Annotated in this window: 13 protein-coding genes; 4 read left to right on the top strand and 9 right to left on the bottom strand. The window is 72.8% G+C overall.

Features of this window, described 5'->3' with window-relative positions:
• Positions 1-9: 9 nt before the first annotated feature.
• The 5 genes from AB0M99_RS11220 to AB0M99_RS11240 form a co-directional block, all read right to left on the bottom strand.
• On the bottom strand, positions 10-780 hold the full coding sequence (locus AB0M99_RS11220; RefSeq protein WP_365918944.1) for an ABC transporter ATP-binding protein: 771 nt from the start codon (positions 778-780) through the stop codon (positions 10-12).
• Complete coding sequence (locus AB0M99_RS11225) at positions 777-3,506, bottom strand: ATP-binding cassette domain-containing protein (RefSeq protein WP_365918946.1); 2,730 nt, start codon at positions 3,504-3,506, stop codon at positions 777-779. The genes AB0M99_RS11220 and AB0M99_RS11225 overlap by 4 nt, the downstream gene beginning before the upstream one ends.
• Before the next feature lie 10 nt (positions 3,507-3,516).
• Entirely contained in the window at positions 3,517-4,779 is a 1,263-nt protein-coding gene (locus AB0M99_RS11230) for an ABC transporter substrate-binding protein (protein ID WP_365918948.1), read from the bottom strand.
• 105 nt (positions 4,780-4,884) lie between these two features.
• Positions 4,885-6,717 (bottom strand): long-chain fatty acid--CoA ligase, encoded by a 1,833-nt coding sequence (locus AB0M99_RS11235; protein ID WP_365918949.1) that lies wholly within the window; start codon positions 6,715-6,717, stop codon positions 4,885-4,887.
• Positions 6,718-6,935: 218 nt separating this feature from the next.
• Positions 6,936-7,793, bottom strand: coding sequence for a LysR substrate-binding domain-containing protein (locus AB0M99_RS11240; RefSeq protein ID WP_365918951.1), 858 nt, complete (start codon positions 7,791-7,793; stop codon positions 6,936-6,938).
• A 154-nt stretch (positions 7,794-7,947) separates the two neighbouring features.
• Here AB0M99_RS11240 and AB0M99_RS11245 point away from each other — a divergent pair, with 154 nt between their 5' ends.
• Complete coding sequence (locus AB0M99_RS11245; protein WP_365919206.1) at positions 7,948-9,000, top strand: bile acid:sodium symporter family protein; 1,053 nt, start codon at positions 7,948-7,950, stop codon at positions 8,998-9,000.
• 9 nt (positions 9,001-9,009) lie between these two features.
• Complete coding sequence (locus tag AB0M99_RS11250; RefSeq protein WP_365918953.1) at positions 9,010-9,447, top strand: (2Fe-2S) ferredoxin domain-containing protein; 438 nt, start codon at positions 9,010-9,012, stop codon at positions 9,445-9,447.
• Positions 9,448-9,679: 232 nt separating this feature from the next.
• On the opposite strand, the gene fdhD is transcribed toward AB0M99_RS11250, so the two are convergent.
• Positions 9,680-10,540, bottom strand: a complete 861-nt coding sequence (gene fdhD / locus AB0M99_RS11255) for a formate dehydrogenase accessory sulfurtransferase FdhD (RefSeq protein ID WP_365918955.1) — start codon at positions 10,538-10,540, stop codon at positions 9,680-9,682.
• A 217-nt stretch (positions 10,541-10,757) separates the two neighbouring features.
• Here fdhD and AB0M99_RS11260 point away from each other — a divergent pair, with 217 nt between their 5' ends.
• The gene (locus tag AB0M99_RS11260) at positions 10,758-11,699 is read left to right on the top strand and encodes a beta-ketoacyl-ACP synthase III (protein WP_365918957.1); all 942 of its coding nucleotides are present in this window, start codon (positions 10,758-10,760) and stop codon (positions 11,697-11,699) included.
• Positions 11,700-11,722: 23 nt separating this feature from the next.
• On the opposite strand, the gene AB0M99_RS11265 is transcribed toward AB0M99_RS11260, so the two are convergent.
• From AB0M99_RS11265 to AB0M99_RS11275, 3 genes are all read right to left on the bottom strand, one after another.
• Entirely contained in the window at positions 11,723-13,057 is a 1,335-nt protein-coding gene (locus AB0M99_RS11265) for a radical SAM protein (RefSeq protein ID WP_365918959.1), read from the bottom strand.
• 68 nt (positions 13,058-13,125) lie between these two features.
• Positions 13,126-13,749, bottom strand: a complete 624-nt coding sequence (locus tag AB0M99_RS11270) for a class I SAM-dependent methyltransferase (RefSeq protein WP_365918961.1) — start codon at positions 13,747-13,749, stop codon at positions 13,126-13,128.
• Between the two features lie 41 nt (positions 13,750-13,790).
• Positions 13,791-14,384, bottom strand: a complete 594-nt coding sequence (locus tag AB0M99_RS11275) for a helix-turn-helix domain-containing protein (protein WP_365918963.1) — start codon at positions 14,382-14,384, stop codon at positions 13,791-13,793.
• A gap of 77 nt (positions 14,385-14,461) precedes the next feature.
• Here AB0M99_RS11275 and AB0M99_RS11280 point away from each other — a divergent pair, with 77 nt between their 5' ends.
• On the top strand, positions 14,462-15,925 hold the full coding sequence (locus AB0M99_RS11280) for an MFS transporter (protein WP_365918965.1): 1,464 nt from the start codon (positions 14,462-14,464) through the stop codon (positions 15,923-15,925).
• The last annotated feature ends 8 nt before the right edge of the window (positions 15,926-15,933 follow it).

Consider the following 15,933-nt stretch of genomic DNA (forward strand, 5'->3'; position numbering starts at 1 on the left):
GGGTACGGTTCAGGCCCCCAGATAGGCCTCCCGCACGAGCGGGTCGGCCCGTACCTCGGCGGCCGTGCCCTCGGCCAGCACCGTACCGAGGTCCAGGACGACCACGCGGGTGCAGAGGTCCATCACGAAGGCGACGTTGTGCTCGACCAGCAGCACCGCGCAGCCCTCCTCCTCGGCCAGCCGCCGCACGACCGCGGCGAGTTGCTCCCGCTCGGGGGCCGACATGCCCGACGCGGGCTCGTCGAGCAGCAGCACCCGCGGCGGATCGGCCACCGCGCGGGCCAGCTCCACCATCCGGGCCTGCCCCACGGGCAGCCCGCCGGCGTACGCGTCCCCGAGCGGGCCGATGCCGCACGCCTCCAGTACGCGCTCCCCGCGCTCGCGGCGCTCCCGCTCGCGGCGGCGCCGCGTCGGGGACGAGAGGAGATCGGCCGCGAAACCGCCCCCGCCGCCGCGCCACTCCTGCGCGACGAGCACGTTGTCGGCCACGCTGAGCTGCCCGAAGAGCTGCTGGCGCTGGAACGTCCGGCGCATCCCGTGCCGGGCCCGCCACACGGGGGAGCGGCGGGTGATGTCCTCCCCGTCCAGCAGCATCCGCCCCCGGTCCGGCCGCCGGATCCCGGACAGGACGTCGAACAGGGTGGTCTTTCCCGCCCCGTTCGGACCGATCAGCCCGCACACCTCGCCCGCCCTGATCCCGAGATCGACCTCCGTCAGCGCTCTGACACCGCCGAACCGGACGCTGATCCCGCTGCCCTCCAGCACGTACGGCGTCGTCATGTGGCGATCCCCAGGTAGGCCTCGGTGAGCCGGTCCGCCTCCACCTCGGCGCGCGGGCCGCACCAGGAGACCCGGCCCTGCGAGAGGTAGGCGACGGTGTCGGCGATCCCGAGGATCTCGGCGGCCTTCTCCTCCACCAGCAGCAGCGCGGTCCCGGCGTCGCGGAGCTCGGTGAGCAGCGCGTACACCTCCTCGACCACGCGGGGCGCGAGCCCGAGCGAGGGCTCGTCGGCGATCAGCACCTCGGGCGGCCGCTGGAGCAGCGGGGCGAGGGCCAGCAGCTGCTGCTCCCCGCCGGACAGGGCCCCGGCGGGGATCTGGCGCCGCTCCCGCAGGCGCGGGAACCGTTCGTAGACCGCGTCCCGTTCGGCGGCGTCGGCCAGGTACAGGGCGAGGTTCTCCTCGATGCTGAGCGCGGGGAAGATCCCCCGGCCCTCGGGGGCGAGCAGCACCCCGCCGCGGGCGCGCCGCACGGCCCCGTCGGAGGTCACGTCCCGTCCGCCGACGCGGACGCTGCCGTCCGCGACGGGCACCAGCCCGGCGGCCGCCCGGCAGGCGGTGCTCTTCCCGGCGCCGTTGGGCCCGAGCACGGCGAGGATCTCCCCCCTGCGGACCACGAGGTCCACCCCGTGCAGCACGAGCCCCCCGTCGTACCCGGCGGTGACGCCGCGCAGCTCCAGGGCGGGCACCGGCGCGCCGGCGGGTGCGGTGGGCCCCGCAGGGCCCCCTGCCGTACGGGCCTCGGGCTCCCGTACCTCGAACACCGGCGGCGGGACCGGTTTCCGGTCGACCCCGCCTCCCGGGGGGCTCTGGGAAGCCGCGGCGCGCTTGCGCGCCAGCCGCACCGGAACGGCCGCGCAGTAGCCGTCGGGGTCGTTGGCCAGGGCCAGGCCGGCCAGGCCGAACAGGATCACCGGCAGGTGCGCGGACGAGGTCACGTAGTCGGACAGCACGCGCGGGGCGAGCGCGAACACCAGCCCCGCCACGATCGCGTACTGCGGCCGGCGGACGCCCGCCGCCACGACCACAGCGAGCCAGACCAGCCCGGTCATCGCGGTGAAGTCGGTTGCCGTGATCCGGGTGTTGTACGAGGCGTACATCACGCCCCCGAAGCCGGCCAGCCCGGCCGACAGCGTGAACAGCAGCAGCTTCGTGCGCAGGACCGACACCCCGGAGGCCATCGCCGCGGCCGGGGCGGACCGGACGGCCAGCATCGCCCGCCCGGTCGGCGAGTTCCGCAGTGCGCTCAGCCCCGCCGCCACCACGGCGACCAGTACCACCAGCGCCACTCCGAGGGCCCGGTCGTCGGAGAGGTCCACCGGCCCGAACACCGGCCGCGGCACCGACCAGCCCGAGTCGCCGTTGCGCAGCCACCGCATCTGGAAGAGCACCTGGTCGGCCAGGAACGCCAGCGCCAGGGTGGCCAGCGCCAGCGAGCGCCCGCCCAGCCGCAGCGCGGGCAGCGCCACGAGCGCCCCGAGCACCGCCGCCACGCAGGTGCCCACCGCGGCGGCCGCCACGAACGGCCAGCCCCGGCTCATCAGCAGCCCCGCCACCAGCGCGGCCCCGGTCACGAAGGTTCCCTGGGCCAGCGACACCATCGCCCCGAGCCCCGTGACGACCGTGAAGGACATGAACACCAGGGCCAGCGCGAGCCCTTGCGCGAGCAGCCCGCTCCAGAACGGCGTGGTCACGGTGTAGAACGCCGTGCCCAGCGCGACCGCCGCGCCCGCCCAGACCCCCCACCGCCGGACCCACGGCGCCCCGGCGAGGTGGTCCACCGGCGGGGCGTCCACGGCGGCCGTACCGGCGGTGCGCGCCCGCCGGGTCAGCACGAGCAGCCCCGCGAACAGGATGAGGAAGGGCACCGCCGTGCGGAATCCGGTGATGTCGTCGGCGAAGTGCGCGTACCCGACGGCCAGGTTCTGCAGTACGCCGAGCCCCAGCCCGCCCGCGAAGGCGAGCGGGACGGACGCGAACCGCCCGACGACCGCGGCCGTGGCCGACACGAACAGGAACAGCGTGAAGTCGTGCGCCGAGAGCCCCAGCAGCGGCGTCGCGAGCACCCCCGCCAGGCCCGCCAGCCCCGACGCGATCATCCAGGCCACCGAGGACAGCCGGTCGGCGCTGATCCCGCGCAGTTCGGTGAGCGAGCGGTTGTCCACGGCGGCCCGCAGCAGCAGCCCCAGCCGCGTGTGCCGCATCAGCACCCACAGGGCCACCGCCACCACCGCCGTCACCACCCAGGTGATCAGCTGGTCGGAGTCGATGCCGACGCCCTCCAGGGGCTGCCAGGCCTTCGCGGGGCTCGGCCCGACACCCGGCAGGCCGAACTGGTTCTCGGCCGGCTTCATGGGAGCCCCGGCGTCCGCCAGCAGCTCCACCGCCCACAGCCCGGCCGCCGGCAGCGCCACCAACAGCCCGATGGTGGCCACGATCTGCGCCGTCTCCCCGACGCGGGCGAGCCGCCGGAACATCAGCCGGTCCAGGGCCCACCCGAGTCCGGGTGCCAGTACGCACACCACCAGCAGCGCCGCCGGGACGGCCGGCCACCCCAGCCCGGAGTGCAGCTCGTAGAAGGTGAGCGCACACAGGTAGGCGGTGGCCCCGTGCGCGAAGTTGAACAGCCCGGACGCCGAGTACGACAGCACCAGCCCGGTGGCGAGCAGTGCGTACAGGGCGCCGGACACCAGACCGCTCAGTACGACGGCGAGCAGATCTCCCATGCCTGCGCCCCTACTTGAAGGGGATCGGCTCGTGGCACTTGAACGGTACGGAGACCTCGTACGCCCCGTTCTTCAGCTGGACGAGCGCCCCGCAGCCGAAGCTGTCCTTCTGCCCCTTGGGCTCCGCCCGGTCGCCGACGAGCGTGCCGGTGTCGGAGAAGCTCTGCGCGGCGGCCTGGAAGGACTCGACGGTCAGGGCCTTGCCCGCTTTCTGCGCGATGGACACGAAGAGGTCGGCCGACATGTACCCGGTCAGCATGTGCATGTTGAGCGGTACGTCCTGCCCGCCCGCGGCGGCCTTGATGTCGGCCTTGAACTGCGCCATCTTCGGGTCGGTCGACTCGAACGGCTGGAACTGGAGCAGGACGTGGACCCCGTCCAGGGCCTGCTTGGTGGCGTCCTTGGCGAGCAGCCCGGGGTCGTAGTCGGTCGGGTCCGAGAGCAGGCCCTTGTAGCCGCTGCGCTTGAGCGCGGTGAACAGCCCGATGTTGTTGGGGGTCTGCATGACCGAGACGACGGCGTCCGGCGCCTTGCCGTCGTTGCTGTCGAGGATCTCCTTGACGTACGCCGACCAGTCGCTCGGCACCGCGGTGCCCGGCACGGCGGCCTTGGCGTAGGAGACCTTGAACCCGGCACTGGTGAAGCCCTGTTGGAAGGTGCGCACGCCGAACTTCCCGGCGTCGCTGTCGTTGGCGATGATCGCGACCGACTTGCCCTGGGCCCCGCCGAGGAGCTGGCCGATGCCCTCGGGCCAGGTCTGGTTGATGGTGCCGCCGGGAGTGGGGACGAGGCAGCCGTTGAAACCGTAGATGTACTTGGGCCCGCAGAAGGAGGGCAGCGTGCCCCAGCCGAAGGTGGGGACCTTCTCCTGCTCCAGGAAGTCGGCGCCGGAGAAGGTGACCGAGCTCATGGGGGAGACCGCGAAGACCTTGTCCTGCTGAACCAGCTTGCGGGCGGCGGCGAGGTTCTTGGCGGGGTCCTGGCCGTCGTCCTCCGCGCCGATGTAGTCGATCTTCCGGCCGTTGACGCCGCCCTCGGCGTTGGCTCTCAGGTACCGGGCCTTGGCGCCGAGGTCGGTGTCCTTCTTGCTGTAGCCGCTGGCACTGGTCATCGACACGATGCCGCCGACCTTGATCGAGTCGGCGCTCACCCCGCGGGAGTCGCCGGTGGCGCCGGGCTTGCCGGGAGAGGTGCTGTTGGAGGCGGAGTTGCAGGCGGAGACGAGCGCGAGGGCCGCTGCCGCGGCGGCCAGGGTGCGGATCGGTCGCAACATGTGTGGGATCCCCTCCGGTCGGAATCCCCGCATTCTGTGCGCGACCTGACGCATCGTCAATATCAATGGCCAAGTGAAGTGACGATCCGTCAGGTTGTCGTCGGATCAGGCGGACCGGGATGAGTACAGGTCCGCCACCTCCGCCGCGTAGGCCTTCTCGATCGCCCGGCGCTTCAGCTTCAACGAGGGGGTCAGCAGGCCGCGTTCCTCGGTGAACTGCTCGGCCAGCACCCGGAAGTTGCGGATCGCCTCCGCCTGGGAGACCAGCGTGTTCGCCGCCACCACCGCCCGGCGGACCTCCGCCGCGAGATCGGCGTCGTGCACCAGGTCCGCCGCCGGCAGCTGCGCCCGGCCGCGCATCGACAGCCAGTGCGCTATCCCCTCCATGTCAAGGGTGATCAGGGCCGCGATGTACGGCCGGTCGTTGCCCACCAGTACGCACTGGGACACCAGAGGATGCGAACGCACCCGCTCCTCCAGGGCGGTCGGCGAGACGCTCTTGCCGTTGGAGGTCACCAGGATCTCCTTCTTGCGCCCGGTGATGGTCAGGTAGCCGTCCCCGTCGAGCCGCCCCAGGTCCCCCGTCGCCAGCCAGCCCTCCCGCAGCACCGCCTCCGTGGAGCGCGGGTCGTTGAGGTACCCGGAGAAGACGTGCCCGCCGTGCAGCCACACCTCCCCGTCGTCGGCGATGTGCACCGTACTGCCGGGGATCGGCTGCCCGACCGTTCCGTACTTCGTGGCCCCGGGCGGGTTCGCGGTGGCCGCCGCGCACGACTCGGTCAGCCCGTAGCCCTCGAAGACCGTGACCCCGGCACCGTCGAAGAACAGCCCCATCCGGCGCGACATCGCCGATCCGCCCGACATGGCGTGCCGCACCCGGCCGCCCATGGCCTCGCGGACCTTCCCGTACACCAGCTTCTCGAACAGCTGGTGCTCCACGCGCAGTTTGGCCGAAGGTCCGGCCCCGGTGCCGAAGGCCTTCTGCTCGCGCGCCTCCGCGTACCGTACGGCCGTCTCCACCGCCCGGTCGAAGGGGCCGGTCCGCCCCTCCGCCTCGGCCTTGCGGCGCGCGGCCGCGAACACCTTCTCGAAGACGTACGGGACCCCGAGGATGAAGGTCGGACGGAACGCCGCCAGGTCCGGCAGCAGTTCCGCCGCCGCGAGGACGGGCTGGTGCCCGAGCTTCACGCGGGCCCGGACGGCGGCCACCTCCACCATGCGCCCGAAGACGTGGGCGAGGGGGAGGAAGAGCAGGGTGGAGGGCTGTTCCCCCGGTCCGGCCTGGAAGACGGACTCCCAGCGGGCGACCATCGTGTCGGCCTCGTACATGAAGTTGCGGTGCGTCAGCACGCAGCCCTTGGGCCGGCCGGTGGTGCCCGAGGTGTAGATGACGGTGGCGATGGCATCGGGGGTCACGGCTCCGCGATGGCGGTGCACGACGTCCTCGGACACCCCGCGCCCGTCCTCGACCAGGCCCTCCACCGCGCCCGAGTCGAGCTGCCACAGCCTGCGCAGGTGCGGCAGCCGCTCGATCACCGACCCGACGGTCATGGCCTGGTCCTCGTTCTCGACCACGCAGGCCGTGCACTCGGAGTCGTAGAGGATCCAGTGCACCTGCTCGGCGGAGGAGGTGGGGTAGACCGGCACCGGCTGGGCGCCGACGGCCCAGAGCGCGAAGTCGAAGAGCGTCCACTCGTACCGGGTACGGGACATGACCGCGACCCGGTCGCCGAAACGGACGCCCTGGGCCAGCAGCCCCTTGGCCAGGGCCAGTACCTCGGCGGCCAGTTCCCCGGAGGTCACGTCCTGCCAGACACCGTCCGCCTTCCGGCCGAGCACGACCCGGCCGGGGTCCTCCCGGGCATGCAGGAAGACGACGTCGGCCAAGCCGCCCACGGGCGAGCCCGTGACGACCGGTGGGACGGTGATCTCGCGCAAGGCCCCGCTCCTCTCGGCACAGCGCGGTGACGCTACCCCACCGGCCGGCCCGCCCGGCGGCGTTGAGGAAACCTCCACAAGATCCCCCCGCTCCACCCGGCGTGACCAGCGCGGCTCGGCTGTCCGGTGCCGCGTTTCCGGTGCCGTGACCGGGCCGCAGCGCTAGGGGGTGTCTGGCGGATCAGGGCCGGGCCCGGCCATGGTCCGCCAGACACCCCTTAGGTGCTGGCCGGCCTGCTCAGGCGGTCGCCGCCCGCCAGGATGGCGGCTGCGAGCGCCTCGGAGGCCGGTGTGGGTCGCCTGCCGTGGAGGAGGGCGAACTCCACCGGCCCCAGTTCCGGCAGGCCGCCCACGCGCACCAGCCCCGGCGGGATCAGGCCCCGGGTGTGCGCCATGACGCCCAGGCCCGCGCGGGCCGCCGCGATCAGACCGCTCAGACTGCCGCTCGTACACGCGATCCGCCACGGCCGCCCGTGGCCCTGCAGCACGTCCAGCGCGCGGGCCCGGGTGATCCCGGGCGGCGGGAAGAGGATCAGCGGAACCGGCCGGTCGGGATCCACCCGCAGCCCCTCCGCCCCGATCCACACCATGCGGTCGCGCCACACCAGCCGGCCCCGCTCGTCGCCCGGACCCCTGCGCTTGGCCAGCACCAGGTCGAGTCGGCCCGCGTCGAGCCGCTCGTGGAGCGTTCCCGACAGCTCCACCGACAGTTCGAGCTCGACCTCGGGGTGCTCGTGGCGGAAGCCCTCCAGGATCTCCGGCAGCCGGGTCAGCACGAAGTCCTCCGACGCCCCGAAGCGCAGCCGCCCGCGGATCCGCTTGCCGGTGAAGAAGGCCGTCGCCCGCTCGTGCGCCTCCAGGATCGAACGCGCGAAGCCGAGCAGCGCCTCGCCGTCCTCCGTCAGCTCCACGCTGTGCGTGTCGCGGGCGAACAGGGTCCGGCCCGTCGCCTCCTCCAGGCGGCGCACGTGCTGGCTGACCGTGGACTGGCGTACTCCGAGGCGCCCCGCGGCCTGCGTGAAGCTCAGCGTCTGGGCCACGGTGAGGAACGTGCGCAACTGCACGGGGTCGTACATACCGCCCATCGTAGGCACTGTCATCGCGTTCCGTGATGACAGTCAGTGCGGTGTGCGGGTTTCCCGATCACCGTCCCACCACCGACCATCGAAGGAGCACCCCGGACCCCGCACACCGACACCGACACCGACAGAGCAAGTGAGCACCCAGCCCATGCGCCGCCCGCAGATCCCCGCCTGGCTCCCCGCCGACCCGTTCATCCTCGGTCTGCTCGCCACCGTCGCCGTCGCCGCCCTGCTCCCCGCCCGCGGCGCGGCCGCCTCCGCCGCCGAAGCGGCCTCCACCGCGGCTGTGGCCCTGCTCTTCTTCCTCTACGGAGCCCGGCTCTCCACCCGCGAGGCCATCGAGGGCCTGCGCCACTGGCGGCTCCACGTCACCGTCCTCGCCTGCACCTTCGCCCTCTTCCCCCTGCTCGGCCTGGCCGCCCACGGCCTCGTACCGACCCTGCTGTCGCCCGCGCTCTACAGCGGCCTGCTCTTCCTCTGCCTGGTCCCCTCGACCATCCAGTCCTCCATCGCCTTCACCTCCATCGCCCGCGGCAACGTCCCCGCCGCGATCTGCGCCGGATCGTTCTCCAGCCTCGCCGGCATCTTCGTCACCCCGCTCCTCGCGGCCGGCCTGCTCGGCAACAGCGCGGGCGGCTTCTCCCTCGACTCCCTCCTCAAGATCGTCCTCCAGCTGCTGGCGCCCTTCCTCCTCGGCCAGGCCCTGCGCCCGTGGGTCGGCGCCTTCCTGGTCCGCAGGAAGAAGGCGCTCGGCTACGTGGACCGCGGCTCGATCCTGCTCGTCGTCTACACCGCCTTCAGCGCCGGCATGGTCGCGGGGATCTGGCACCAGGTGAGCGTCCCGCGCCTCGGCGTCCTGCTGGCCGTGGAGGCCGTCATCCTGGCCGTCATGCTCCTGCTCACCTGGTACGGGGCGAAGCGCCTCGGGTTCACCCGCGAGGACCGCATCGCCATCCAGTTCGCGGGCTCGAAGAAGAGCCTGGCGGCCGGACTGCCCATGGCCAGCGTGCTGTTCGGCGCCCAGGCGAGCCTCGCCGTGCTGCCGCTGATGCTGTTCCACCAGATGCAGCTGATGGTGTGTGCGGTGCTGGCCCGCCGCCGCGCGCAGGACCCGGCGGGGGAGTCCGGCACCGAACTGCCCGCCGCCCGTGTGGCGGAGGTCTCGCCGAGCCGTCAACACCCCAGCTCGCAGGCCCGGTAACGTGCGGCGGTGACCTGGATACGCCCGCTCGCCGCCCATGCCGAACGCCCCTGCACCCTGGTGGTCTGCCGCGGCTGCTGCTGCGGCGACCCCCGCAAGAACCCCGGCTCCGACCACGCCGGCCAGCTGGCCCGGCTGCGCGAGGCCGCCGCGGCCTCCGGCGGCCGCCTGGCGGTGCGTACGACGGACTGCCTCGGGCCCTGTGCGCAGGCCAACGTCATCGTGGTGCAGCCCACCACGGAGGCCCGCCGCCGGGGCGCCCGCGCGGCGTGGTTCGGGTGGGCCCTGGACGACACGGCGACCGACGAGATCATCGCCTGGGCCGAGTCCGGCGGCCCCGGAGCCACCCCGGTCCCGCCGACCCTGGACCTCCACCGCATCGAGCCGCCGGTCCCGAACCCGGGCACGTCCGGGTCGGCTTCGCGGCGCGCCCGCCGGGGGCGCTGAGCCGTACCGAGGGGCGTTAAGGCGAAGAAATGTCCGGTTCTTCTAGGTTCGGGGTGTCAGTCAAGCGCCAACGACAAGGAACCCGTACAGCCAGACCGTCGAAGCCGGCCCGGACACCCCGCACACCGGAGCCGGGGCGAAGGCCTCGCAGTAGCGACCACGGGGGCGGGCCGGCTCGGGCCCCGCCCCCGCTCCGGGACCCGCCCCCGCTCAGCGGCCCGGCCTGGCCCCGCTACGCCGGGAGATCGATCCGCTGCTCGCCCGCGTAGATGTTCATGTCCCGGCCCCGCAGGAAGCCGACCAGCGTGAGCCCCGTCTCCAGCGCCAGGTCCACGGCCAGCGAGGACGGCGCCGAGACGGCCGCCAGGATCGGGATGCCCGCCATCACGGCCTTCTGCGCGAGCTCGAAGGAGGCCCGGCCCGACACCAGCAGGACCGCGCCCGCCAGCGGGAGCCGGCCGGCCTGGAGGGCCCGACCGATGATCTTGTCCACCGCGTTGTGCCGGCCCACGTCCTCCCGTACGTCCAGCAGCTCGCCCGTGGCCGAGAACAGCGCGGCCGCGTGCAGCCCGCCCGTCCGGTCGAAGACCTTCTGCGCCGCCCGCAGCCGGTCCGGCAGCTCCGAGAGGAGGTCCGCGGACACCCGTACCGGGTCGGCGGCGAGCCCCGGGAACCGGCTCGCCGTGCGCACCGCGTCCAGGCTGGCCTTCCCGCACAGCCCGCAGGACGAGGTCGTGTAGACGTTGCGCTCCAGCGTGATGTCCGGCAGCGGAACCCCGGCTCCGAGCTGCACGTTGACCACGTTGTAGGTGTTCGACCCTCCCCCGGCTGCCACTGGGAGGGGCCCCCGGTCGGTGGCGCCCTCGCAGTAGGTGACGGCCCGTACGTCCGCCGCGGAGCCCAGCACGCCCTCGCTCACCAGGAATCCCACCGCCAGGGCGAAGTCGTCGCCCGGGGTGCGCATCGTGATGGCCAGCGGCTTGCCGTTCAGCCGTATCTCCAGCGGCTCCTCGGCGACCAGCGTGTCGGGCCGGGCCCCGGCGACGCCGCTGCGGATCCGGACGACGCGACGGCGTTCGGTGACCCGTCCCATGTGATCAGTCCACCCGTTCTGTACTCGCCCCGCACCTCATCGTGCATCTGACGAGCCCATTCTCCCGGATCGGCTCCCGGCGACGTCCCCGGCAGGAAGATCCTCGGAATTCTCCAAATTCCGGTGCCGGAATCCTGTCGGGTCACGCGCATTCGTACCCATCGGTAGCAGGCGAAGCTGGGAGGTCCTGACTGCCGTACGAGGGGGGACCCCGCCCATGACCGGTTCACGCGTGGTGGCGCTAGGGCACTACCAGCCCGCGAAAGTGCTCACCAACGAGGACCTCGCGGCCATGGTCGACACGAACGACGAGTGGATCCGGTCCCGGGTCGGCATCAAGACCCGGCACGTCGCGGGTCCCGAGGAGCCGGTGGACGAGCTGGCCTTCCAGGCCGCCGGCAAAGCCCTCGCGAGTGCCGGCCTGAGCCCGGACGACATCGACCTCGTGCTCGTCGCCACCTCCACGGCGATCGACCGCTCACCCAACATGGCGGCCCGCGTCGCCGCCAAGCTGGGCATGGGCGGCGGCCCCGCCGTCATGGACATCAACGTCGTCTGCTCGGGCTTCACCCACGCCCTGGCCACCGCCGACCACGCGATCCGGGCCGGCTCCGCCACCCGCGCGCTGGTCATCGGCGCCGACAAGATGACCGAGATCACCGACTACAGCGACCGCACCACCTGCGTCCTCACCGGCGACGGCGCCGGCGCGGCCGTCGTCGAGGCATGCGACGAGCCCGGCATCGGCCCCGTGCTGTGGGGTTCGGTGCCGGAGATGGGCCACGCCGTCCGGATCGAGGGCTCGCCCCCGGTCTTCGCGCAGGAGGGCCAGTCGGTCTACCGCTGGACCACCAGCCAGCTGCCCCCGCTCGCCCGCAAGGTGTGCGAGAAGGCCGGGGTCACCCCGGAGGAGCTGGCCGCCGTCGTCCTCCACCAGGCGAACCTGCGGATCATCGAGCCGCTCGCGGCGAAGATCGGCGCCGTCAACGCCGTCGTCGCCCGCGATGTCGTCGACTCCGGCAATACCTCGGCCGGCAGCATCCCGATGGCCCTGTCCAAGCTGGTCGAGCGCGGCGAGATCCCCTCCGGGGCCCCCGTCCTCCTCTTCGGCTTCGGCGGCAACCTCTCCTACGCGGGCCAGGTCATCCGCTGCCCCTAGTGCTGTGACCCGGCCCGCGGGTCTCAGGAGGGCGAGCCCTCCAGGCCTTCGAGGCTGTCCATGAACGAGCTGACGGAGAACACCGCCCGGCCCGGTCCGGCCGGGCCGTAGCCGGGCGGCGAGCTCAGCCCGTACTCCTCCAGCGTCGCGCGGTAGGTCTCCAGCAGCCGGATGTGGTACTCCAGCGGCGCGCCCAGCGGATTGGCCTTGCCGAGCGGCGTCGTCGGCTCCGGGCACCACGTGGTGAAGCGGGGTACGACGCCGTTCGACATGAAGAACCGCAGGCCCTCGGCGGTGGAGTCGATCGCCTCGCTCACCTTGGTGAAGCCGAAGGGCTCAGCCATCTCGATGCCCGCCACGAAGTTGGGGATCACGTTGCGCGGGCCGAACACCTCGGCGGAGTCCAGGATCCTGCGGTGCCATTCGTCGCGGCCGACGTAGCGCTCCTTGCCCGGGCAGTGCAGCTGGAACAGCCGGCGGTCCCACACCTCGAAGTTGGGGTGGTAGATCTTGACGCCGTAGTCGTGGAAGCGCTGCACGGCGTCGCGCGGCAGCGCCTGGGCGACGACCTTGCCGGTCCAGCGGCCGGGGAAGCGCTCCTCGATGGCCTTCGCGTAGTGCCCGTAGAAATCGGCCTCGTCGCGGCCGGCGACCTGCGAGGTGATCGAGCCGCCCGTGAGGGTGTACGCCCGGGAGGTCCCCGCGGTGTCGTACCGGTCGATGATCTCCAGGGCCTCCAGCACCTCCTCGACCGGCTTCACCCCGGTGTACGGGCGGCCCGCCGCCTTGTGCTGGCGCCAGTTGTGGTTGATGTCGCAGAACTGGCACTCCTCCTTGGCCCCGAAGTACTGGCACACCCGGAAGACCGTCAGGTAGATGAGGTAGCCCCACTGGATGGTCGGCGCGACCTCCATCACCGACTTGCCGTTCGACAGCTTGTGCTTGTAGTACTCCGGCATCGGCGGCAGGCCGACGTCCGCGATCCGCGAGCCGTCCAGGTACAGGCCGAGCGTGCCGTCCTCGCCGCCCCGCACGATGTACGGGGAGTCCGGGTTGACCCGTACGGAGACGACCGTGCGGCGCAGGTCGTACGGGCCGCCCGTGAGCACGATCTCCTCCGGCGGCCGGTTGAGCGCGGCCGCGCCGAGCTCCGGCAGGGTGCGGTGGTCGAAGGAGAAGATGAAGTAGGACTTCGGCTTGACCTCGCCGGAACCTCCGTCGGCGGTGCCGCTGAGCGCGGACTCGTCGAAGGCCATGCCGCCGCGCAGGAGGTCCTCCTTGATCACGGCTTCCCGGGGCACGTGCGGGAATCGCCCCATCAGCCCCTCGACCAGCGCGGTACGGCTCAGGCTCTCCATGTACTGCTCCATCCCTGACTTGTTGAGGGTCGCTTCGAAGCCTAACCCCCTGGTCGCGGCCGCGACGGTCAGGGTCCTGCGGGCTCCCGCTGCAGGCCCAGGTAGCTCCAGCGCACCTCCTGCCTGCCGAGCGGATCCGCGCGCTCGTTGAGGTGCGCGGGGTGCAGGCCGTGGCTGCGGGCGAGTTCGACCGTCTCGTCCACCGACACGTCGAACATGCGCCGGCCGGCCGGTACGGGGCCGTGCCGCAGGGAGAGGACCAGGCGCCCTCCGGCGGCGAGCAGGCCGACGATGCCCTCCATCGACGAAGCCCGCTGCCGCTCGTCCAGGTGCATCCACACGGCCGTCAGCAGGATCAGGTCGAACCGGCCGCCGCGGCCGCGCAGCACCTCCAGCCCGGGCAGCGAGTCGTCGACCCAGTCGATGTCCCGGTCGGCATGGATCCGCCGGCCGAGCGCCCGCAGTTCCGCGGTGGGTTCCACGGCGGTCACCCGGTGCCCCTGGCCGGCCAGTGCGGCGGCATCGCGGCCGCTGCCCGCGCCTATGTCGAGGATCGCGCTGGGCTCCGAGGGGAACAGGTGCAGTACGTCGCGGTGGACCTCGGCGAAGGACACGCTCTCGTACTGCTCGACGAGGGCGGCCGCGGAATCACCGTAACCGGCGGTGCTGGCAAGGCTCTTGGGATCGGTCATCCGAACAGACTATCGATCGGGTCCGACAAGCCGTCAGGCCGTCAGGTGCGGGGCTTCGCGCGGACGTGCATCCGCTCGCCCTGCCTCCCGAAGAGGCTGAGGATCTCGACGGGCCGGCCGTCCGCGCTGCCGAACCAGTGGGGCAGCCGGGTGTCCCACTCGGCGGCCTCGCCGGAGCCGAGCACCAGATCGTGCTCGGCGAGCACCAGCCGCAGCCGGCCCTCCAGCACGTACAGCCACTCGTAGCCCTCGTGCGTGCGCAGGTCCGGCTCGGCGCCCCGGTCGGGGATGATCATCTTGTACGCCTGGAGGGGTCCCGGCCCCCGGGTGAGGGCCACGGACGTGCCGCCGCTCGGCAGGGCGCGGGGTGTCAGCCGTACGCGCGGATCCCCCACCTCGGGGGCGCCGACCAGATCGTCCAGCGCCACGCCGTAGGTGCCGGCGAGCGGCAGCAGCAGCTCCAGGCTGGGGCGGCGCTGCCCGGACTCCAGTCGGGACAGGGTGCTCTTGGAGATGCCGGTCGCCTCGGAGAGCGCGGCCAGGGTCAGGCCGCGCTTGGCGCGCAGCGCCCTGAGCCGGGGGGCGACCTCGTCGAGGACCTGTTGGTACGGCTGGTGCGGCGCCGGATTGTCCATGCGGGCATTTCACCCCGCCGTCCCGGAAACGGCAACAAGAATTGCCGCTCCGGTGCGGCGGGTGGACCCTCCTCGGCATGAAGCCAACCGGTGCCGTATCCGTATCCGTATCCGCATCCTCAACAGCCCGGCGGGCGCCGTCGGTCCGGTGGGTGCTCGCCGGCCTCTCCCTGTCGGCGCTGCTGTCCTCGCTCGGCACCAGCGTCGCCAACGTGGCCCTGCCGACCCTCGCGCAGGCCTTCACCGCCTCGTTCCAGGAGGTCCAGTGGATCGTCCTCGCCTATCTCCTCGCCATCACCACCGTGATCGTCGGCGTCGGACGGCTCGGTGACGTCATCGGCCGTCGACGGCTGCTGCTGGCCGGGATCCTGCTGTTCACCACGGCCTCGGTGCTGTGCGGCCTCGCGCCGACGCTGTGGACGCTGATCGCCGCCCGCGCGGCGCAGGGGCTCGGAGCCGCCGTCATGATGGCCCTCACCATGGCCTTCGTCGGCGGGGCAGTCCCGAAGGAGCGGACCGGCAGCGCCATGGGGCTGCTCGGGACGATGTCCGCCGTCGGCACCGCCCTCGGCCCCTCGCTCGGCGGCGCCCTGATGGCGGGCCCGGGCTGGCGGGCGGTCTTCCTCGTCAACGCGCCGCTGGGCCTCCTCGCCTTCGCCCTCGCGCACCGCCACCTGCCCGCCGACGGGCGGGAGCCCCGTGCGGGCCGGGCCGGCTTCGACCGTGCGGGCACACTGCTGCTCGCCCTGACGCTCGCGGCCTACGCCCTCGCCATGACCCTGGGGCGCGGCGGTTTCGGCCCGCCGAACGCGGCCCTGCTCGCGGCGGCGGCGTTCGGGGCCGTGCTCTTCGTACGCACCGAGGCGCGGGCGGCCTCGCCTCTGATCCTTCCGGCGACGCTCCGCGATCCGGCGCTGAGCGCGAGCCTCGCCACGAGCGCGCTCGTCTCCACGGTCATGATGGCCACGCTGGTGGTCGGGCCGTTCTACCTCTCCCGCACGCTCGGGCTCGAAGAGGCACAGGCCGGGCTGGTCCTGTCGGCGGGCCCGCTCGTCGCCGCCCTGACCGGGGTGCCGGCCGGCCGCCTCGTGGACCGCTTCGGCGCGCCGCGCACGACCACCGCCGGACTCCTCGCCGTCGCGGCCGCAACCGCCACCCTGTCCGTGACGCCCGAGCGGCTCGGGGTCCTCGGCTACGTCGTCCCCATCGTGGTGGTCACCGCCGGGTACGCGGTGTTCCAGACGGCCAACAACACCTCCGTCATGGCGGACGTCGACCCGGACCGACGGGGCGTCGTGTCCGGCATGCTCAACCTGTCGCGCAACCTCGGGCTCGTCACCGGCGCGTCCGTCATGGGCGCCGTGTTCGCGTTCGCCTCGGCGACGGCGGACGTGACGGCGGCGCGGCCCGGCGCCGTCGCCACCGGCATGCGGGTCACCTTCGCGGTCGCCGCAGCCCTCATCGCCCTCGCCCTCGCCCTCACGGCGGGGGCCCGCGCCCTCTCCCGCAGGGCGGCGGCGGGCACGGCCGCCCCGCACTGACGGCGAGA

Origin of the sequence: Streptomyces sp. NPDC051183 (assembly GCF_040682455.1) — a bacterium.
Classification (GTDB): domain Bacteria; phylum Actinomycetota; class Actinomycetes; order Streptomycetales; family Streptomycetaceae; genus Streptomyces.